This window comes from Actinocrispum wychmicini (genome assembly GCF_004345645.1).
GTDB classification, from domain to species: Bacteria; Actinomycetota; Actinomycetes; order Mycobacteriales; family Pseudonocardiaceae; genus Kibdelosporangium; species Kibdelosporangium wychmicini.
The window spans coordinates 308042-329983 of sequence record NZ_SLWS01000010.1 but is presented as its reverse complement, the minus strand read 5'-3'; the positions used below and the strand labels follow the sequence as shown (position 1 = coordinate 329983).

The window sequence follows — 21942 nt, the reverse complement described above, 5'->3', positions numbered from 1 at the left end:
GAGAACTTCTCACGTATCGGGCCATCGTTGTCGCGGCACCACAAGAACCCACCACGGAACCCCTCACCAGCGTGAGTCCCCGCCCCGATGACCGGTTCTGCCGACCAGCTCCCGGTGATCCACAACACACCGTTACGGGTGAGTTCTCAGAACGGATAGCCAGGCACGTCCGCGCGCATCGTGACCCACCTGGTCTCGGTGAACGCCGCGATGTTGGCGGCGGCGCCGCCGAACCGAGAGCCGGTGCCGGACGCCCGGACCCCGCCGAACGGGACGTTCGCCTCGTCGTTCACGGTCTGGTCGTTGACGTGCACGATCCCGCTCGGGATCCGCTCGGCCAACGCCAGGCCACGCATGGCGTCCCCGGTCAGGATGCCGAGGGACAGCCCGTACTCGCTGTCCGCGGCGAGCTTCACGGCCTCGTCCTCCGAGGCGAACGGGGTCACGGCCGCGACTGGGCCGAAGACTTCGGTTCGGTACGCCGGCACCGACGCGGTCACGTCCGCGAGCACAGTCGGCCGGTAGAACAGGTCCGTGTACGTCCCGCCCGCGGCGAGCGTGGCGCCGGCCGCGACACTTTCGGTCACCAGCGCGTGGATCTTGTCGCGCTGGCCGGCGTCGATGACCGGTCCCAACGCGAAGTCCCCGGTCGCCGGGTCGCCGACGGTCAGCTTGTCCGCCTTGTCCGCCAGCCGCCGCACGTACTCCGGATAGATCGACTCGTGCACCAGGTGCCGGCCGGTGGTCATGCAGATCTGCCCCTGGTGGAAGAACGAGCCCCACGCGCCCGCGCCCACCGCGCGGTCCAGGTCCGCGTCCCGGCACACGATCAGCGCGGAGTTCCCGCCCAGTTCCAGGTGCGCCCGCTTGAGGTGCTTCCCCGCGGCCTCGCCCACCAGGCGACCGGCCGCGGTGGACCCGGTGAACGAGATGACCCGCACGTTCGGGTCGGCCACCAGGGCCGCGCCTGCCTCCGGGCCGCCGGGAAGGACGTGCAGCACACCCGGAGGCAGGCCGGCCTCCTCGAACACCGCCGCCAACGAGAAGCCGCCGCACACCGCTGTTCGCGGGTCGGGCTTCAAGATGACGGCGTTGCCCAGGGCCAACGCCGGTGCCACGGACCGGATCGCGAGGATCAGCGGCGCGTTGAACGGAGCGATCACACCAACGACACCGACCGGGACGCGCTGGACCGTGCTCAGCCGTGGCGCCTCACTGGGGACCATCTCGCCGTACGGGTGGCCTGGCAGCGCGGCGGCCTCGTAGCACTCCTGCGCGGCGACATGTAGCTCGAATCCGACTTTTCCGGCCACCGAACCGGATTCCCGGGTCAGCCACTCGCCGATCTCCGTCCCATGCCTCTGCCACAGGTCACCGGCCCTGCGCAGGATCGCGGCACGGTCCTGGAACGGGGTGGCTGCCCAGGTCCGGTGCGCCTCAGCGGCGGACAGGGCGGACGCCGCCACGTCCACGGGTCCAGCGATGCCGGTCCGGCCCAGTTCACGCCCGCTGGCCGGCTCCCGCACGACACCGTCGCCACCGGCCGTGGTCACCCACGTGCCGGTGAAGACCCGTCCCTGCCATGTCTCGCCGCTGAGAAACGCCATGTCGAACTGGTACCCGGTGATCGCGGGCCGCGTCAGCACGACTTCCGTTCAGCGGAAGATCGATCAGGAGTCCACTGTGGACTCGAAGTCGCAGTACGCGACCGTGGCGTCGTCGTGCACCTTGCCTCTCGGCCAGCGACGACGGTCCGGATCGGATCTCTCGCACCGACGGACCGACGCGATCACCTCTGTTGGCCCCATGTTCAACAGCTGCGCCCAGGTCGCTTGGCCGTACTCGTCCACCAGGCACGACGCACCGTCGGTGAGCAACGCGGCCCGCCGGATCGCGGCCCGCGGAACGCATCCGGTGATCGCGTTGTCGGCGGCGGTGGGATCCGCGCTGGCGACCCAGTAGCCGTCCGGGTGGTTGCGCAGCCCGTGCAGTCCGTCCTTCAGGTGCCGGCGCAGCTCCGGCGACGCGTCCGGGTGGCGGGCGCGGCGAAGCAACTCCGCCAGCCGGGTGTCGGTGAGCGCGGTGGTGCCCAGTTCGGTCGCCAGCACCAGCACGCAGTCGGTGAGGATCAGGTACTCCACCGACTTGACGGAGTCCCGCAGGACCGCGACGGTCGCGGCCGGGCTCCACGGGTGATCCAGATCGCACGTGCCGCCGTGCATTCCGGCGACGTCCGCGATGGCGCCGCCGACCGCCTCGGTCAACGAGATGGCACCGCCCGCGTGCTTCAGAATCCGGTCGGCCAACTGCCGGACGTACCACACCGTGCCGTGTCCGCAGCCGGATTCGTCCGTGTACCACTTGCTGACGCCGTCCAGGACGACCACCACGTCACCGGCCGTGGCCGCGATGTCCTCATTGGACTCCCCCGACCCCTGTCCGGTCGCGAACGACACCCGCACGGCCGGCAGTGTGGCATCCCAGGGGGCAGGTGACAAGACAAGCCGGCCGGTGTTTAATGCCAAGCAGCTACGTACTGGGAGGTTACGAGTGACGGACCCGGGTAGCACCCGGAGATGACCCGGGTGACCGGGGCCGTGGTGACCCATCCGAACCACACCGGCCGGGCGCGTGTTCTCGCCGGTGGGACGCTTGACGTGGTCACCGATCGCACCTCGGCCGCCTGGCTGTCCATTCCGGACGGATCGACGCACCACTTTCTCCTGCCGGACAACGCCGTCACGTCGACCACGTTCTTCGAGCGGGTGCAGAACGCGGCCAAGACCATGCCGGACGCGGCGCTGGTGCTGTTCACCGCGGCCAACACCCGCAACGGCGCGGCCGTGCGCCAGGGTGCGCTGGCCGGGGCGCGGTGGGTGCCGGCGGCGAGCGAGTACGTGCCGACCGCCGGGACCGTCCTGCCGCACGAGGTCGCGCGCGGCTTTGTCGGCTACGTCAGGGAACACGGCGGCCACTGGCCAGAGTCCGTACTGCTGCACCGGTTCCTGAAACGAGAGCGGGTTCCCGCTTTTCTGGCCGTGCCGAACCTGGTCGACTACTCGTTGGCGGAGAACAACTCCGCGTGCTTCTTCGGCGAGGATCCGGAAGCCGGTGACGAGCCCGGCCTGGCCGAACTGTCGGTGGTCCCGTTCTACGCGCACGGGTTCGCCCAGTGCGCGGTGCGGATGTCGGACGGGTGGCGGACCATGCTGACCGACGAGTACCTGCGCCGCTTCGCCATCCCGGACCTGCCGACGGCCGCGGACTTCGACTCGGCCGAGGAGCGCGCGGTCTGGCTGACCGGTTTCACCATGGGCGTGGTGAACCGGTTCGAGGGACACGGGGTGAGCCGGTCCGGCCTGGTGCTCGACCGGGCACTGTCGACGCTCGGCTCGTCCCGCCGGCTGCACGCGTTCGCCTGGGACGGTCTGCGCTCGGGCATGGGCACGGCGCCGAAGAGCAGCGACCGGCCGCTGAGCGTGCGCGTGGCGGTCGACGGGTACCTGGGCGAGTACCTGCTGTTCACATTGGCCGGCCGCGGCTATCCGGTCACCCGGGACTCCCCCGCGGACGTCGTGGTCTACGACGGCGACCAGCCCGCGCGGGGCGCGAAGGCGACCATCCGGCTGGGCGGGGACGAGCCGCTGCCCGGGGTGTCGGTGATCCGCACGGACACCCCGTACGGGCCGGGGATGCCGGGCGAGCCGTCCCGGGCGGACCGGCTGGTGCACATCGCGGACATCGCGGACGCGGTCGAGCAGGTGATGCTCCGGGACCCGCCGCCGGCCCTGTACCCGATCGACCGGCCGAGTGTGCCGGTGGATTTCGGGCTGCACATGCTCTGGGAGTGGCGGGCCTACGAGACCGATGAATGACCCGCCCAGAACACTTTCATTTCGCTACTCCTCCTGACCACGAACAACCCATTAATGAATGTTCGTGCCCGGGAGATGTTCACCGATCGACTGACGATGAACTCATCCGCGGATCATGATTTTCTCACGCTTGACGCGATGACTCACGCGCACAGCTTGGTGAATGCCTCATCGATCCTGGTCAGCGTGTCGCTGATATGCGGCAGCCGCAGCGGATCGGCCGCGGCCAGCGCCTGCTCTTGCAACTCCGCGGTGTCGCCGTAAAGCATGCTGGTGGCGGCTTTGAACTTGAGCGCGCCGAAGTCGTCGCCCAGCAGGTGCCCGGCGAGCACCACGATCGCGTGCTCGTCCAGCAGGTGTTGGGCGAGCGAGTCCGAGTCGGTGACGCCGAGCAGCCCCAGTTTGCCGCGGACCGGGCCGAAGTCCGGGTAGACGTAGAAACCGCCGGCCGGCGGCCGGCAGACCGCGCCGGCGTCCACCATGATCCGGTGCACCGCGGCCGCGACCACACCGTGCAGCCGCGCGCTGTCGGCCAGCCGTTGCCGCAGCTCCGGCGGTTCGCTGAAGGCGTACTCGGCCACCTCCTGCATCGGACCGGCCAAAGTGGACCAGACCTCGCTGGCGAACGACAGCACGCCGTCCCGGATCTTCTGGCCCCACGGGCCGTCCGGGAACCGGGCCGCGCCGATCCGCCAGCCGCCCACCGCGAGGCTCTTGGACAGGCCGGTGGTGACCACGGTCCGCGGCGGCGCCAGCTCGGCCGGGCTCACGAACGGGGTCGCCGGGTCGTGCACCAGGTCCCGGTAGATCTCGTCGGAGACGATGAGCAGGTCCTCCTGCTCGGCGACCGCGCAGACCTCGCGGACCAGTTTCGGCGACGCCAGCGTCCCGGTCGGGTTGTCCGGCAACGTCAGTATCAGGATCCGTGGGTCCCGGCCGAGCGCGCGGGCCGCGAGAATGGTCTCCCGCAACGCCCCCGGGTCGGGCACGCCGCCCGCGGAGGTCGGGATCGGCACGTGGAACGCCTTCTTCCCGGCCAGTTCGGCCTGCGGCGCGTACGTGTTCCACGCCGGTTTCGGCAGCAGCACGTCCCCGGGGACGACCAGGTTGAGGGCCATCAACAACGGTTTGCTGCCCGGCCCGACCACGATCTGGTCCGGGCTGGTCGGCATCCGCCGCCGGGAGAAGTACCCGGCCGCGGCCTCCCGCACCGCGCGCCCACCGGCCACCGGCCCGTACGAGGTGCGACCCGCGCCGGCGACCAGCCGCTGGACCAACGGCCCGAACGCCGGCAGCCGCGCCTCGCCGAACCCCATGTGCACAATGGACTCGCCGTTCGCCACCCGCGCCGCGACCTGCTGGTTGAGGGCCAGGTTGGGCGATACGCGCCAGCCAGCCATCGTCTGTGCTCCCTTCACCCCGTGATCCCCTCGGCAATATCAGCCGGTGTGGTGCAGTCCATGTGCAACTCGTCCAACCAGCACGCGCTTGGCGAGTACGCGGCCCGGAACGGCCGGCCCACCAGCGCCGGGTCACGGGCCTGCAGCATCCGCAACTGAAAGAAGCCGTCAGTCACGCCATCGATCACGACCTTGCCCGCGGTCGCGGACATCACCGGCCCGCGCACCGTCCGCGCCAGCCCCGGCAGGGTCCGGTACGCGGCCTGGAAGATCTCCACCGCGCGGGCCAACGGGACCTTGAAGTAGTCGTGCGGGCCCGTGTCCCGTTCGACGAACATGTAGTACGGCACCGCGCCGGCCGCCAGCTCGCGCCGCCACAGCTCCGACCACGTGCCGGCGTCGTCGTTGACATGCGCCACCAACGGCGCCTGGCAGTACACGATCGCGCCGGTCGACCGGATCCGGGCCAGCGCGCGCTGTGCCTCGTCGGTGGCCAGCTCGCGGGGGTGTGCGAAGTGCGCCATCACGGCCAGCGTCCGGCCGGCGGCGATGACTTGGTCGAACAGCCGCAGGACGTCGTCGGCGTCCTGGTCGGTGGTGAACCGGTACGGCCAGTACGCCACCGATCTCGTGCCGATCCGGACCGTCTCGACCGAGGTGACCCCGAGCAGCGGCTCGACGTGCGCGCGGAGCCGGTCGCTCGACATCACCATCGGGTCGCCGCCGGTCAGCAGCACGTCGCTGACGGCCGGCCGGGTGCGCAGGTACGCGACCAGGTCCGCCGGGTCGGGCGCGGCGAACCTCAGGTCGGTGTCGCCGACGAACTGGGCCCACCGGAAGCAGTAGGCGCAGTACGAGTGGCACGTCTGGCCGTGGCTGGGGAAGTACAGCACGGTTTCGGCGTACTTGTGCTGGATCCCCGGCAGTTCCCGACCGTCCACAATGGGCACGTTGCGCAGCTGGCCGGACGGGTGCGGGTTCAGCCCGGCCCGGATCCGGTGGATGAACGACGGCTCGGGGCTGGCCAGCCGCAGCTCGTCGGCCAACGGCAGCATGCCGCGTTGCGGGAACACCAGTTGGAAAATCGGATCGGCCGGCACATTCGACCAGTCGACGAGTTCTTCGAGGACATACTCATTGACCCGAAACGGCAGCACCCTGGCGAGTGCGCGAATTGTGCCGGCGATCTCGGCGGACAGGCCGTAACGCACCGCGATGTCGTCGATATGTCGCGGCCCGTAGGCGCGAAAACGCGCGGTCGGCGGGACGGTCTCCGCCAGCAATGTCATATATCCATGATAAGGATCGGCCCAGCGTACGGACCCTGGTTGACCCCTCTTTCGGATATTCGTGGCGGGCTCACGGCCGGCGAACACAATTTCTCATGTCCGGAATTCCACACAATGCGCCGGGCCGGCGCGGCGGCGCGGCTGGCCAGGGGGTCGCCCGCCCCGATACGCTGTTAACTCAATCGTCGAACAGGACAGCGGATGGGACATCGGGAGCAGCTCCTCGAGGGCGCGAAGCGCTGCCTGCTCGAGAAGGGGTTCGCCCGGACGACGGCACGGGACATCGTGGCGGCGTCCAACACGAACCTCGGGTCGATCGGGTACCACTTCGGCACGAAGGACGCGTTGATGAACGCGGCCCTCGTGCAGGCCACCGAGGAGTGGGGCAACGAGCTCGGCCAGACGCTGGCCGCGTCCGCCAACCCGGACGACACCCCGCTCGACCGCTTCGAGGCGGTCTGGACCCGGGTGATCTGCATGTTCGAGGAGCACCGGGAGCTCTGGGTGGCGCAGTTCGAGATCTTCAGCCACCTGCAGCACTCCCCCGAGATGCGGCCGTACTTCTCGGCCGCCCAGGAGACCGCCCGCCGTGGCCTGGCGACCCTGCTGCAACTGATCGACCCGACCGCCGACGAGCACTCGGTCCGGTCGGCCGGCTCGTTCGCCCTGGCGATGCTCACCGGGGTGATCGCCCAGTGGCTGGTCGACCCGGACAAGGCCCCCGACGGCAAGGACCTCGCCGACGCCATCCGCGCGATCGCCGGCCTCCCCAGGACCGCACCCCAACCAGCCGGTTCATAGGTCGGGGGTGGCGGCCAGGGCGGCGCGGTCGGTCTTGCCGTTGGTCGTCACCGGGAGTTCCGGCAGGACTTTGATCTCCCTGGGCACCATGTAGTCCGGCATGGTCTGCATGCAGAACGTGCTCAGCGTGGCGTGGTCGACGTCCGGGACGTCCGGGCGCAGCACCACGAACGCGGCCAGTTCGGTGTCCTCGCCGGGGCGCTGCCGGACGAAGGCGACCGCCGCCGCGATGTCCGGGAACTCGGTGAGCCGCCGTTCGACCTCGCCGAGTTCCACCCGGTTGCCGCGGATCTTCACCTGGGAGTCGGTCCGGCCGCAGAAGTACAGCTCGCCGTGCTCCCCTTTGTACGCCAGGTCTCCGGACTTCAGCACCAGCTGGCCGGACCGGGGGCACAGCGGATCCGGGACGAGGGCCTTCGCGGTCGCCTCCGGGTCGTCCCAGTAGCCGTTGAACAGCGACGGGCCGCGCAGGTAGATCTCGCCGACCACCCCGGCGCGGTCGATCGGGGTGCCCTCCTCGTCGATCAGCATCATCTCCGCGCCCGGGTAGGCGAAGCCGATGGACAGCCGCTTCATGCTGGGCGGCAACGGGTTCGGCACGTCGGTCAGGGAGAACGCCATCGCCTCGGTCGGGCCGAAGCAGTTCACGATCCGGGCGGTCGGCAGGGTCTGCTGCAGCTGGCGGAGTTCGGTCAGCGGGAAGTTCTCGCCAGAGAACAGGATGCCGCGGATCTGGTCGAGTTCGGCGAGCGCGTCGGCCTCGTGCCGCAGCACCGGGCGCCAGATCGACGGGACGCCGTTGACCTGGGTGGCGCCGGACTCGCGCAGGAAGCCGAGGAACCGGCGCGGCCAGCGGACCGCCTCCCGGGGCACCGCGAGCAGGGTGGCGCCGGTGCCGAGGGCGAGGCCGATGTCGAGCAGCGCGAAGTCGCACTGCAGCGGCGATGTCGTGGCCACCCGGTCGTCGCACGTGATGACGCTGTGCGCCAGCATGCCCCGGTAGAACGCCAGCACGGCCCGGTGGCTCATGGCCACGCCTTTGGGCCGGCCGGTGGTGCCCGAGGTGAAGATCATGTACGCCGGGTCGGTGGCCACGATCTCGCGGCGGTACCGGGTGCTGGGCTTGGGGGCCCGGCTCACCATCAGGCCGTGCCGGCCGAACCGCCCGGTCGGCACGTCCGGCGGCAGGTCGTCGCGTTTGCCGTCGATGGCCTGGACGTGCATGGCCGCGTCGGCCGACCGGATCACCGACATCAGCCGGTGCAGCGGCATCTCCGGGCTGACCGGGATGAACGTGATGCCCAGCGACGAGCAGGCCAGGATCATCGCGACCGCCGACGCCGACGTGTTCGACTCGACCACCACCCGGTCGCCGACGTGCAGGCCCAGCTCGTCCAGGGCGAACGCGAAGTCGTGGGTGAGGCGCTCCAACTGCCGGTACGACAACGTGTTGAGGCTGCCGTCCAGGCCGTGTTCCATGACCGCCGGGCGTTGCGGGGTGACCTTGGCGGCGGCGAGGATGAACTCATCCAGCCGCTCGGCCACCTTGTGCCGTGTGATCGTGAACGTCACTGGTTCCCTCCCAAGAACTCGTCGAGGATCACGTTCGCCAGCCACCCCTCGATGGCCCGCGCGGTGGTCCCCGCGTGCTGTTCCGCGATGGTGAAGTGGGTGCCAGGCACGGTCAGCACGGTGTGTGCGGACTCCCACGTGGCCTGCCACTCCCCGGCGACCGGCCGACCGGTGTCGAACAGCTCACCCGCCTGCACGAACAGCACCGGCGCGGCGAGCCGGTCGAGCGTGAAGTCGGGCAGCAGCTCCACGTAACGGCCCATGGCGGACAGCTCGGTGCTCGTGAACGCGCCCAACTCGGCGGCTTTGGTGGGCACGGCCAGCGCCATCCGCTTGACGACCTCCGAGCCGCCGTCCTCGGTCACCCGGTAGGTGTCCAGCAGGATCACGGCCGTCGGCGGGACGCCCATCCGTTCCATGTGGGCCGCGGTGGCGTGCGCGAGCAGGCCGCCCGAGGAGAAACCGAGCAGCACGAACGGGTCGCCGTTGGCCGCGCGGCGCACGCTCTCGGCGAGCACGGCGACGACCGCGTCGAACGAGTCGGGCAGGCTTTCGCCGTCGCCGAAGCCGGGCATCGGCAACGCCGTGACCGGCATGTGCAGCTGGGCGGCCAGGCGGGCGTGCTGGTTGACGCCGCCGGCGACGGTGGGTGTGCTCAGGCAGATCAGCCGCGGCTGTTTGCCGCCGCTGCCCGGGGTGCTGAAAGTGACCGGTTTCGGCAGTTCGGACAGGTCCTCCGGGGAGTGGAACGCCGGCCTCAGGTCGGCCGCCGCCCGGAGCAGCGAAAGTCCTTTGTGGACGTCGCCGTCCGTGATGGTGCGGACGAACAGGTCGTGGAAGCTGTCCTGGTCGCCGACATCGACCGCGGCCACGCCGGCGTGCAGGGCCGCGTCGAACATCGCCAGGCCTTCGTCTTTCGAGAACGCCATCGACACCGCGGACAGTCCGAGGGAACGCCGGTGCGCGGCCAAGCCGTCCAGGAAACGGTTGGCCGCCGCGTCGCTCCCCTGCCCGGCCGCGAGCACATGTGCCCCGGCCGACGAGATCATCACGAACAGCGGCACGTCACCCAGCAGTTCGTGCAGGTACCAGGCGACGTCCGCCTTGGGCTTCAGCACCTCGTGCATCCGTTCCGACGAGATCGCTTCCACCAGGCAGTTGTCCGCGACATCGGCCGCGTGCACCACTCCCCCGGGCTGGTGCCGCTCGATCAGCGCGGCCAGCGCCTCCCGGTCGGACACGTCACACGCCGCCACGGTCATCCCGAGGTCACGCAGGGCCGCGGCGCCGGGCGCGGTCATTCCGGCGCGGCTGGCCAGGATCACGTCCCGGACACCGTGCTCGGTCATCAGGTGCCGGGCGATCAACGCGCCCAGGCCGCCGGTGCCGCCGGTGATCAGGACTGGGCGGTCACTTTTCCAGTGGCGACCGTCCTTTCCGGACAACCGGACCAGCCTGGGCACCTGGGCCCGGCCGACGCGCAGGGCGATCTCGGGTTCGCCGGTGGCGACCGCGGCGGCGAGGTTGCGGTGCGACGGCTCGGCGTCGTCGATGTCCACCAGCACGAACCGGCCGGGGTTCTCGGCCTGCGCGGCCCGGACCACACCCCACACCGGCGCCTGCCGGACATCCACCCGGTCGCCCGGCACGGTCGCCACCGCGTTCTTCGTGACCACCACGAGCCGCCGCCCGCCCTCGTCGGTGAGGATCCACTGGATGGCCGCGAGCACCTGGTCGAGCACCCACCGGACGGCGCCGGGCACCGCACCGGCCGGGGAGTCCAGCATGAGCACGTCCGGCAGGTCGGCCGGGTCGCCCAGGCCCAGCGGCTGCCACACGACGTGCCGGAGGTGGTCCGGGGAACGGCGAACCATCGAGTCCACTGAGGCGACCGGGGTTCCGGCGGTGTCCGCGAGCGTGATGGCCACCGTGTCGCCGTCGAGCGCCAGTCGCACTCTAACAGTGTTAGAGACCGGGGCGTGGATCGCCACACCGCGCCACGAGAACGGCAGCAGCGCGGCCGTTCCACCCGCCATGACCAGCGGGTGCGTGCAGGCGTCCAGCAGCGCCGGGTGGATCCCGAAGCCGCTCCCCTCGACGCTGACCTCGGCGAAGATCTCGCCTCCTCGACGCCATGCCGCCCGCACGCCCAGTAACGCGGGACCGTAGTCGAATCCCTTGTCCGCCAACGAGGAGTACAGCTCGTCGACGTCCGCCGGGATGGCGTCGGCCGGCGGCCACTCGTCCAGACGAGCCGGCACCGACGAGCCCTTCGCGCACATGCCCTCGGCGTGCAGCACCCAGTCGGAGCCGTTCCGCGCGTACACCCGGACCGGACGCGTGCCGCCGCTCGGGGTGCCGACGACCACCTGGATCGCCACAGAACCGTTGAGCGGCAACGGCGTCGGCAGAGTCAGCTCGTCCACCACCGGATACCCGACCTGGGTGCCCGCGGCCAACGCCAGCTCGACGAACACCGACCCGGGCACCAGGGTGGTCCCGTTGACCTCGTGATCGGCCAGCCACGGGTGGTCCTGGGCGGACAGTCGGCCGGTGAACGTCACGCTGTCCTCGTCGGGCGCGGGCACGGCCGCGGTCAAAAACGGGTGGATCGCGGTCGGCGAGCCGGCCGCCGGCTCCAGCCAGTAGCGTTCGCGCTGGAACGCGTACGTCGGCAGGTCCACCCACCGGGCGCCGGTGCCGGCGAAGAACGCCGGCCAGTCGACGTCCACCCCGGACACGTGCAGCTGGGCCAACGCGGTGACCACGCTGTTGGTCTCCGGCCGGTGGCGGCGCATCATCGGGATGAACGAACTGTCCATCGCGGACAGCATGCCGTCCGGCCCCAGCTCGACGAATCGCGTGACCCCCTTGCGGCGCAGGAAGTCCACGGTGTCGGCGAACCGGACCGGCTGGCGGGCGTGCCGGACCCAGTAGTCCGGCAGGTCGAGCGAGTCGGCGAACTCCCCGGTCACGCTGGACACGACCGGGATCGCCGGCAGGTGGTACCGCAGCCCGCTGGCGATGGTCCGGAGGTCCGAGAGCATCGGTTCGACGTACGGGGAGTGCAAACTGTGCGACACGCGCAGCCGTTCCGTGCGACGGCCTTGGGCGGCGAACCGGGCGGCGATCTCCACGACGATGTCCTCCATGCCGGAGACCACCAGCCAGTCCGGGCTGTTGACCGCGGCGACGCAGACCTTGTCGGTCATCATCGGCGCGACCTCGTCCTCGGTCGCCTGCAGCGCGGCCATCGCCCCACCGGGCGGCAACTCCTGCATCAACCACCCGCGCGCGGCGACAAGCACGGCCGCGTCCTCAAGCGAAAGCACGCCGGCGACGTACGCCGCGGTGAGCTCGCCGATGGAGTGGCCGGCGAGGTAGTCCGGCCGGACACCCCACGACTCCAGCAGCCGGTACAGCGCGACTTCGACGGCGAACAGCCCGGCCTGGATGAAGACGGTCTGGTTCGCCAGGTCCTCCTCTTCGCCCCAGATCACCCCGCACAGCGGCATGTCCAGCACTTTGTCCAGCTCCGCGACGACCGCGTCGAACGCCTCGGCGAACACGGGATACGCGCCGTGCAACTCCCGGCCCATGCCCAGGCGTTGGGCACCCTGGCCGGTGAACAGGAAGGCGGTCAGGCCGTCGTCGGTGGTCCGCCGCACCACGCCTTGCAGGTCCCGGCCTTCGGCGAGGGCGGCCAGCGCCTGCTTGAGCTTGGCGCGGTTGGCGCCGACGACAGCCGCGCGGTGCGGCAGCATGGCCCGCCCGGTGGCCAGCGAGCAGGCGACGTTGACCGGGTCCAGTTCGGGGTCGTCGTCGATGTGGGTGAGCAGCTTGGCCGCCTGGGCGGGCAGCGCGGCCGGCGTCTTCGCCGACAGGACAAGCGGGATCGCCGAGTTCATCACGGGTTTCGGCGCGGGCGGCCCGGCCGGCGCCTGCTCGATGATCACGTGCGCGTTGGTGCCGCTGATGCCGAACGACGACACAGCCGCCCGGCGGGGATGCCCGTTCTCGATCCACTCGTGCGGCTCGGTCAGCAGCCGGACGTCGCCACTGGTCCAGTCGACCTCGTGGGACGGGTCGGTGACGTGCAGGGTCTTGGGCAGGATGCCGTGCCGGATGGCCTGGATCATCTTGATCACCCCGGCGACCCCGGCCGCGGCCTGGGTGTGGCCGAGGTTCGACTTGACCGACCCCAGCCACACCGGGGTCGTCCGGTCCTGGCCGTAGGTCGCGAGAATGGCCTGCGCCTCGACCGGGTCGCCGAGTATGGTGCCGGTGCCGTGCGCCTCGACCACGTCGATGTCCTGCGCGGACAGTCCGGCGTTGGCCAGGGCCTGGCGGATCACGCGTTGCTGGGCCGGGCCGTTCGGCGCGGTCATGCCGTTGGACGCGCCGTCCTGGTTGATCGCCGTGCCGCGCAGGATCGCCAGCACGGGGTGGTTGTTGCGGCGCGCGTCCGAGAGGCGTTCCAGCAGCAGGACACCAGCGCCCTCGGCCCAGCTCGTGCCGTCCGCGTCGGCGGAGAACGACTTGCTACGGCCGTCCGCGGCGAGCCCGCGCTGCCGGGCGAACTCGGTGAACACGCCCGGTGTGCCCATCACCGCGACCCCGCCCGCCAACGCGAGCGTGCACTCACCCGACCGTAGCGCCTGCGCGGCCAGATGCATGGCGACCAGGGATGACGAGCACGCGGTGTCCACAGTCACCGACGGTCCTTCCAGACCGAACACATAGGACACCCGGCCGGACGCGAGACTGCCCGCCGAGGTCATCGCGGCCCGCACGCCGAGGCCGTAGTCGTGGTACATCAGCCCGGCGAACACGCCGGTCGGGCTGCCTTTCAGCGCGGTCGGGTCGATGCAGGCGCTCTCCATGGCCTCCCACGCGGTCTCCAGCAGGATCCGCTGCTGCGGGTCCATGGTCATCGCGTCGTCCGGGCTGATGCCGAACATGCCCGCGTCGAACTCGGCCGCGTCGTACAGGAACCCGCCCTGGCCGGTGCCGTCCCAGCCCCGGTCGGTCGGGAAGGCCGAGATGGCGTCGACGCCGTTGGCGACGAGTTCCCACAGTTCGTCCGGGGACGCGACACGTCCGGGATACCGGCAGCTCATGCCGATGATGGCGATCGGGTCGTCGGCCACGGGCTCGGCGTGCTCTTCGGCTGGGGCATCCGCGTCGGTCAGGTAGTCCGCCACCGCCCGAGGCGTGGGGTGGTCGACGGCGAGGGTCGCGGGCAGCTTCCGGCCGGTGGCCTCGCTCAGCTGGTTACGCAGTTCGACGGCGGCGAGCGAGTCGAAGCCGAGGTCCTCGAACGGCCGGTCGGGGTCGATGTCGCCGCCGTCGGCGTGGCCGAGGATGGCGGCGACATGGGCCAGGACCATGTCCATCAGGTTCGCGTCCGCGCTGGTCAAGGCCGTCTCCTCGGTGAGACGCAAGTCGTGCGCGGGCCTGCCGGCCACGGATCCCACCGACATGACGGGCCGGCCGGCGTCGTCCGCGATGTCCAGGGCGATAACGCCCATGGCCGGCCGGGTGACCCGGACCCGGATCGTCTCGGTCATCGGCCCGTACACCGCGATGTTCGTCCAGACGAACGGCAGCGCGGCGTCGCTTTCCAGCATGGCGACGTGCATCGCGGCGTCGAGCCGCCGAGCGAATCCGTCTTCCGACAGCGTGATCTCGGCGAACAGCTCGTCGCCCCGGCGCCAGGCCTTGCGGAGCCCCTGGAAGGTCGGTCCATAGTCGAGACCGTTGGCGCGCAAGGTCTCGTACGGCTCGCGGAGGTCGATGGCAGTGGCCGGCGGCCACTCGGTGAGATCCATCGCCGGTGCCGACGCGGTATCGGATACCGTGGCTTCGGCGTGCAGGGTGCCCCGGGAGTGGATCTTGATTGGACCAGCGCCGGCCAAGGTGACCTGGACATCCTCGGTGAGCACGAGTGGTGCGTGCAGGACGAGCTCGTCGATCACCGTGTGGCCCGCTCGCACGACCAGCTCGACGAAACCCCTGCCAGGAAACAGGACCTGACCGTCGACCGAGTGATCCAGCCAGTCCTGTTCGGACAGTGTGACCGTGTTCGGCGACAACCAGAACCGCTGCCGCTGGAACGCGTACGTCGGCAGGTCGACCCGCTGCGCCCCGGCGAAGAACGTGGCCCAGTCCACCTCCGCGCCGGTCAGGTACAGCTGCGCCAACGCGGTCACCACGGTCAACGCCTCAGGGTGGCCGACACGCAGGGTGGGGATCGCGTCCGGCACCATCATGTCCGGCCCGATCTCCACGAACCGGGCCATCCCCGCGAGCCCCCGGCACTCGGTGACAACGGCGGTGTCGTCGGCGTCGTCGGTCAAGTTGCCCCGCACCACCATGGTCACGGCGTCCGCGAGCGTGAGCACCCCGCTGACGTGGGCCAGGGCGATCTCACCGACTCCGTGTCCCACCAGGTAGTCCGGCGTGACGCCCCACGACCGCATCAACCGGTACAGCGCGACCTCAAGCGCGAGGAGCTGCTCGGTGCCGCCTTGGTTGGTCATCTCGGCCATGACCGTGTCGAACGCGCGGGCGAACACCGGGTACGCGGCCCGCAACTCGCCGCCCATCCCTGTATGCCCGCCGCGGCTGGCGAACACGAACACCGTGCCGCCGGAACGGACCCGGCCGTAGTGGGTCTCGTCGCCGACCATCGCGGCCCGGTACTCGAACGCGGCCCGGCCGGCGAGCGTGTACCCGACGTCCGCCGGGCTCCGCCCGTCCACATCGGACAGAATGCGGTCGATCTGGGCGGACAGCGCCGCCGGGGTCTTGGCCGACACCACCCACGGCACCACCGGCAGGTCGACCTTGGGCCGCGGCGGGGTGGGCACGTGCTGGATGATCACGTGCGCGTTCGTCCCGCTCAGGCCGAACGACGACACCGCCGCCCGGCGCACCGGGCCGGGCCACGGGCGGGCCGCGGTGAGCAGTTCGACCTGGCCCTGGCCCCAGTCCACCCGCGGGGTCGGGGCGGTCACGTGCAGGGTCCTCGGCATCACGCCGTGCCGCATCGCCATGATCATCTTGATCACGCCGGCCACCCCGGCGGCCGCCTGGGTGTGGCCCATGTTCGACTTCACCGACCCCAGCCACACCGGTGCCGACCGGTCCTGGCCGTAGGTCGAGAGCAGCGCCTGGACCTCGATCGGGTCGCCGAGCGGCGTGCCCGTCCCGTGCGCCTCGATCACGTCGATGTCCGATGTGGACAGACGGGCGTTGGCCAGCGCCTGGGCGATGACGCGCTGCTGCGCCGGGCCGTTCGGCGCGGCGAAACCGTTGGACGTGCCGTCGGAGTTGACCGCCGAGCCCTTCACGATCGCGAGCACCGGATGGCCGTTTCGGCGTGCGTCGGTCAGCCGCTCGACCAGGAGCATGCCCGCGCCCTCGGCCCAGCCCGTCCCGTCCGATGTGGACGAGAACGATCGGCAGCGGCCGTCCGGCGAGAGCCCGTCGAACGTGAACGTCTCCGGGGTCGCCATCACCGCGACCCCACCGGCCAACGCCAGCGAACACTCCCCCGACCGCAGCGCCTGCACGGCCAGGTGCAACGCCACGAGCGACGACGAGCACGCCGTGTCGATCGTCAACGACGGCCCCTCCAGGCCGAACACGTACGACACCCGGCCGGACGCCAACGCGCCCGTGCTGCTGTTGCCCGGATAGTCGTGGTGCATCATCCCGGCGAAGAACCCGGTCAGGCTGCCGCGCAACGACACCGGGTCGATGCCGGCGCGCTCGAACGCCTCCCACGCGGTCTCCAACAACAGGAACTGCTGCGGGTCCATGGCCGCGGCCTCGCTCGGGCCGATCCCGAAGAACGCCGGGTCGAACTCGCCGGCCTCGGGCAGGAAGCCGCCGAAGCCGACCGCGTCCCAGCCGCGATCGGCGGGGAACGCGGAGATCACATCGCGTTCCTCGGCGACCAGCCGCCACAGGTCCTCGGGCGACCCGACCCCACCCGGATAACGGCAGCTCATGGCGACGATCGCGATCTCGTCGGCCATCACCGGGGTGGTCGCCACCGGCCGGCTGACCGGACCGTGGGCGAGGTGGGCGGCGAGCCGGGCCGGGGTGGGGTGGTCGAAGGCCAGGGTCGCCGGCAGCCGGACGCCGATCTCCTCAGCCAGCGCGTTGCGGAACTCGACCGCGGTCACCCAGTCGAATCCCAGTTCCTGGAACGTCTTCGTGGGGTCGATCGTCGACGGCTCGTGCCCGAGGGTCAGTGCCACCTGGGTTCGGACAAGGTCCAGAAGAGCCGCTTCGCGGTCCGGTTCGGGGCGGACGGCCAGGCTGTGCGCAACGGCATCGGGCGCGCGGCCGACACTCGCGCGCCACCGGCTGCGATCCAGCCCACGAAACAACAACGGGGTTTCGTCCGCGTCCCCCACCGGCCTGCGGTCCCACCGCATGGGCACCAGCACCGGCGCGTCCATCGCGACCGACGCGTCGAACAACGCGAGGCCCTGCTCCGAGGTGAGCCTGCCGATTCCGGTGCGGGCGATCCGCGACAGGTCCGCGTGCTCGGCCAGGCCAAGCTCCCACAACCCCCACGCCAGTGACTGTGCGGCGAGGCCCCGCGCGCGGCGATGGGTGGCCAAGCCGTCCAGGAAACCGTTGGCCGCCGCGTAGGCCACCTGGCCGGGCGAGCCGATGACACCGCTGGCGGACGAGAACATCACGAACGCGGACAGGTCCATCGACAATGCCGCGGTCAGCTCGTGCAAGTTCCACGCGGCGTCGACCTTGGGCCGCAGGACCGCGGCCAGCCGGTCCGGTGTCGTCGACCCGATCGTGCCGTCGTCGAGCACACCGGCCAGGTGCACGACCGCGGTCACCGGGTGTTCCGCCAGCAGGTCCGCCAGCGCGGCCCGGTCGGCCACATCGCAGGCCGCCACCACGATCTCGGCGTCCAGGTCCGGCAACTCCGTCCCACCGGACCGGCTGGCCAGCACGAGCTTCCGCACGCCGTGGTGGGTGACCAGATGCCGGGCGACCAGAGTGCCGAGCGCGCCCGTTCCCCCCGTGATCAGGACCGTTCCGTCGAACGTGACATCACGCGGCGCGGCGACGGCCGGGGCGAGCCGGGCGCCGTAGAGAGTGCCGGCGCGGACCACGGACTGGGGTTCGTCGGTGGCGACGATCGCCGAGATGTCCGCGGTGTCGTCGATGTCCGCGATCAGGAACCGGTCCGGCGCCTCCAGTTGGGCCGCGCGGACCATCCCCCAGATCGCCGCGCCGGCCAGGTCTGTGACGTCCTCGCCGGGCAACGCCACCGCGCCGCTGGTGAGCACGAGCAGCCGGGACGGCGCGAACCGGGCGTCCTTGAGCCAGCACTGCATGGTCGACAGCATCCGGCGGGTGGCCGCGTGCACGTCCGTGTCGTCCGGGCGCAGGAACACGATGTCCGGAACCGGCCCAAGGTCCATTGGTCCGTACAGGTCGTCCCATTCCAAAGTGGACACCGCGGACGGCCTGGCGGTGACCGTTGGAAGAGCCGTCCACCGCACTTCGAACAGGTCGTCCCGGCTGGTGCGCGCGACCGGCTCGCCGGCCCGCAGCACGACCCGGTCCACGTCCATCACCGGTTGCCCGGCCTCGTCCGCCACGAACAGCGCCACCCCGCCTGCACCGTCAGGGGTCAGCCGGATGCGGACACTGGTCGCGCCCGGGGCGTACAGCCGGACGCCGGACCACGCGAACGGCACCATGATCCGCCCGGATTCGCCCGTGACCATGGCGGCGTGCAGGCATGCGTCCAGCAGGGCCGGGTGCATGCCGAAGTCGTCGCGCGGCGCGGGCAGCATGGCTTCGGCATACACGACATCGCCGTCCCGCCACACCTTCCGGAGTGCCTTGAAGGCCGGCCCGTAGCCGAGGCCCGCGTAGCAGGCGTCGACATCCACCTCGGTCCCCGTGGGCGGCCAGTCGACCAGCTCGGTCAACGCCGACGAGCCCGCGCCCACTGTGCCGTGGGCGTGCGGGATCCACGGTCCGTCCTCGGTCCGGGAGTGGATCACCAGCGCGCGGTCGTCGACGCTGACCTGGATCTGGACCGGGCCGTCCGCCGGCATGACCAGCGGGCTCTCCAGGGTCAGCTCGTCCACCGCGGGATGGCCGGCGGCGCGGCCCGCCTGCAGTGCGAGCTCGACGAATCCGGTCCCTGGGAAGACGACCGAGCCGTCGACCACGTGATCAGCCAGCCAGGACCGCACCGTCACCTCGGCGTTCAGCACGACACCGCCGGTCGCCAAGGGGACCACGGTGGTCCGGACCGGGCTGGGAGCGCTCCCAGCCCAGTACCGGGCGCGCTGGAACGGGTACGTCGGCAGGTCCACCCGGCTGCCGCCGGAGCCGGCGAAGAACGCCGGCCAGTCGATGTCCACACCGGACACGTACAGCTGGGCGACGGCGTTCAGCAGGGTGCCGACCTCGGGTCTGGTGCGTCGCATGATCGGCACGAGCAGCGCGTCCGGCACGGTCTGGCCGGCCATGCCGGTCAGCACGCCGTCCGGGCCCAGCTCAAGGAACTTCGTGACACCCTGTGCCGAAAGGCAGCGGATGCCGTCAGCGAACCGGACGGCCTGGCGGGCGTGCCGGACCCAGTACTCCGGGGTGTCGATGTCGTCAGCGATGTCTCCCATAACTGTGGAGACGATCGGGACGGCCGAAATGTGATATGTCAATTGCTCCGCGATCGCCCGGAACTCCGCCAGCATGGGTTCCATCAGCACGGAATGGAACGCGTGCGATACCCGCAACCGTTTGGTGTGCTCGAACCGGCCGGCGATGGCGAGGACCTCGGCCTCGTCACCGGCGATGACGACCGAGTCGGGTCCGTTCACCGCGGCGATCGACACCCGGGCGGTGAGCAGCGGCTCGACTTCGTGCTCGTTGGCCTGCACCACGACCATCGCCCCACCCGGCGGCAGGTCCTGCATCAGCTGGCCGCGCGCGGAGACCAGCGCGCAAGCGTCCTCAAGGGACAGCACACCGGCCACGTGCGCGGCGGCGATCTCACCGACGGAGTGCCCGGCGAGGTAGTCCGGGCGGATGCCCCACGACTCGACGAGCCGGTACAGGGCGACCTCGATGGCGAACAGCGCCGGCTGGGCGTTCCCGGTCTGGTCGAGCAGGTCCGCGTCGGACCCGAACATCACGTCCGGCACGTCCAGGTGCGCCAGGACCGCGTCCATGGCCTCGGCGAACACGGGGAAGGTCGCGTACAGTTCGCGGCCCATGCCCAGCCGTTGGGCGCCCTGGCCGGTGAACAGGAACGCCAGCAACCCGTCCGTGCGCGTCTCGCCGGCACCGGCGGCGACCGCCCGAAGTCCCTCGACGGCTTTGGTCCTGTTCTCGGCGAGGACGATCGCGCGGTGGTCCAGCGAGGCCCGACAGGTGGCGAGGGTGAACGCCAGATCGATGTCGGCCTGGTCGTCGATGTGCGCGAGCAGGTTCTCGGCCTGGGCCAGCAGACCCGGCCGGCTCCGCGCGGACACGATCCACGGGATCGGGAACCCGGCCGGCCAGTGTTCCGGCTCGAGCTCGTCCGACATCTCCACCGGCGGGGCCTGCTCAAGGATCACGTGGGCGTTCGTGCCGGTCACGCCGAACGACGACACGCCCGCGCGGCGTGGATGCGTGCTGTCCGGCCACCGCGTCGCCCGGGTGACCAGCTCGACGGCCCCGGCGGCCCAGTCCACGTGCGTGGACGGCTCGGTGACGTGCAGCGTCGGCGGGACCAGGCCGTGCCGCATGGCCATCACCATCTTGATCACGCCGCCTACGCCGGCCGCGGCCTGCGCGTGCCCGATGTTCGACTTGATCGACCCCAGCAGCAACGGCCGGTCCCGGTTCTGGCCGTACGCCGAAACGAGGGCATTCGCCTCGACCTGGTCGCCGAGCGTGGCCCCGGTGCCGTGCCCCTCCACGACGTCCACATCGGACGGAGACAGCCGGGCGTTGGCCAGTGCCTGCTGGATGACCCGCTGCTGGGCCGGGCCGCTCGGCGCGGTCAACCCGTCCTGGTTCACCGCGGATCCCCTGATGACGGCCAGTACCGGGTGGTCGTTTCGTTCCGCGTCGGACAGCCGTTCCAGCAACAGCACGCCGGCACCCTCGGACCAACCGGCGCCGTCAGCGGACTCGGAGAACGACTTGCAGCGGCCGTCCGCGGCCAGACCGCGGCTGAAGGAGGTCGGCGTGGACATCACCATCACGCCGCCCGCCAACGCCAGCGAGCACTCCCCCGAGCGAAGTGCCTGTGTGGCCAGGTGGATCGCCACCAGCGACGACGAGCATGCGGTGTCCACAGTGAACGCCGGGCCTTCCAGGCCGAGCGCGGACGCGACCCGGCCGGAGATCGCGGCGGCCGAGTTGTCGGTGCCGCTGGTGTCCACAAGGTACTCGTAGTCCTGCCGGCCGGAGCCGACGAAGACACCCACTTGCCGACCACGGACCGACCTCGGGTCGATCCCGGCCCGTTCGAACGCCTCCCAGCAGATCTCCAGCATCAGCCGCTGCTGCGGGTCCATGCCGAGCGCCTCGCGCGGGCTGATCCCGAAGAAGCCGGCGTCGAAACCCGCGACGTCGGCCAGGAACGCGCCGCGCCCGGTCATGTCCCACCCACGGTCGGTGGGAAAACCGCCGACCGCGTCCCGGCCGTCGGCGACGAGCTGCCAGAGATCCTCGGGCGAGGTTACCCCACCGGGGTATCTGCACGTCATGCCGACGACCGCCATCGGCTCGGCGTGCCGGCCGGTCGCCTCCGCCAGCCGCAGCCGGGTCCGGTGCAGGTCCCCGGTGACCCGCTTGAGGTACTCGCGCAGTTTCTCGTCGTTCGCCATGTGTTCGTCTCCGGAGTCCTTAGGGCCGTGTCCGCCCGCGGAGGAACCGCGCGAGCCGCAAGGGAGTGGGGTGGTCGTGGACCATGTCTTCGACAGCGCGCCTGAGCTTGTCCGCGGTGGC

8 protein-coding genes are annotated in these 21942 nt (G+C 70.8%); 2 read left to right on the top strand and 6 right to left on the bottom strand.

Annotated features, from left to right (window positions below):
* Positions 1-146: 146 nt before the first annotated feature.
* Entirely contained in the window at positions 147-1607 is a 1461-nt protein-coding gene (locus EV192_RS38925) for a benzaldehyde dehydrogenase (protein ID WP_132123770.1), read from the bottom strand.
* A gap of 63 nt (positions 1608-1670) precedes the next feature.
* Positions 1671-2462, bottom strand: a complete 792-nt coding sequence (locus tag EV192_RS38920) for an integrase (protein ID WP_132123643.1) — start codon at positions 2460-2462, stop codon at positions 1671-1673.
* Positions 2463-2576: 114 nt separating this feature from the next.
* Here EV192_RS38920 and EV192_RS38915 point away from each other — a divergent pair, with 114 nt between their 5' ends.
* On the top strand, positions 2577-3875 hold the full coding sequence (locus EV192_RS38915) for a hypothetical protein (protein WP_132123642.1): 1299 nt from the start codon (positions 2577-2579) through the stop codon (positions 3873-3875).
* A gap of 143 nt (positions 3876-4018) precedes the next feature.
* Here the strand turns inward: EV192_RS38915 and EV192_RS38910 are convergent, their stop codons facing one another.
* Complete coding sequence (locus EV192_RS38910; RefSeq protein WP_132123641.1) at positions 4019-5275, bottom strand: pyridoxal phosphate-dependent aminotransferase; 1257 nt, start codon at positions 5273-5275, stop codon at positions 4019-4021.
* A 14-nt stretch (positions 5276-5289) separates the two neighbouring features.
* Complete coding sequence (locus EV192_RS38905; RefSeq protein WP_132123640.1) at positions 5290-6564, bottom strand: KamA family radical SAM protein; 1275 nt, start codon at positions 6562-6564, stop codon at positions 5290-5292.
* 201 nt (positions 6565-6765) lie between these two features.
* On the opposite strand from EV192_RS38905, the gene EV192_RS38900 reads away from it, so the two are divergent.
* On the top strand, positions 6766-7365 hold the full coding sequence (locus EV192_RS38900) for a TetR/AcrR family transcriptional regulator (protein ID WP_132123639.1): 600 nt from the start codon (positions 6766-6768) through the stop codon (positions 7363-7365).
* On the opposite strand, the gene EV192_RS38895 is transcribed toward EV192_RS38900, so the two are convergent.
* Both EV192_RS38895 and EV192_RS38890 read right to left on the bottom strand, forming a co-directional pair.
* On the bottom strand, positions 7360-8937 hold the full coding sequence (locus EV192_RS38895; protein ID WP_243727349.1) for an AMP-binding protein: 1578 nt from the start codon (positions 8935-8937) through the stop codon (positions 7360-7362). The genes EV192_RS38900 and EV192_RS38895 overlap by 6 nt on opposite strands.
* The gene (locus tag EV192_RS38890) at positions 8934-21821 is read right to left on the bottom strand and encodes a type I polyketide synthase (RefSeq protein ID WP_132123638.1); all 12888 of its coding nucleotides are present in this window, start codon (positions 21819-21821) and stop codon (positions 8934-8936) included. The genes EV192_RS38895 and EV192_RS38890 overlap by 4 nt, the downstream gene beginning before the upstream one ends.
* Positions 21822-21942: the final 121 nt, after the last annotated feature.

Bases quoted from the DNA above. Each gene is read 5' to 3' on its own strand.
- EV192_RS38900 (WP_132123639.1), top strand. From the start codon at position 6,766: ATGGGACATCGGGAGCAGCTCCTCGAGGGCGCGAAGCGCTGCCTGCTC.
- EV192_RS38915 (WP_132123642.1), top strand. From the start codon at position 2,577: ATGACCCGGGTGACCGGGGCCGTGGTGACCCATCCGAACCACACCGGC.
- EV192_RS38890 (WP_132123638.1), bottom strand. From the start codon at position 21,821: ATGGCGAACGACGAGAAACTGCGCGAGTACCTCAAGCGGGTCACCGGG.
- EV192_RS38905 (WP_132123640.1), bottom strand. From the start codon at position 6,564: ATGACATTGCTGGCGGAGACCGTCCCGCCGACCGCGCGTTTTCGCGCC.
- EV192_RS38910 (WP_132123641.1), bottom strand. From the start codon at position 5,275: ATGGCTGGCTGGCGCGTATCGCCCAACCTGGCCCTCAACCAGCAGGTC.
- EV192_RS38925 (WP_132123770.1), bottom strand. From the start codon at position 1,607: ATGGCGTTTCTCAGCGGCGAGACATGGCAGGGACGGGTCTTCACCGGC.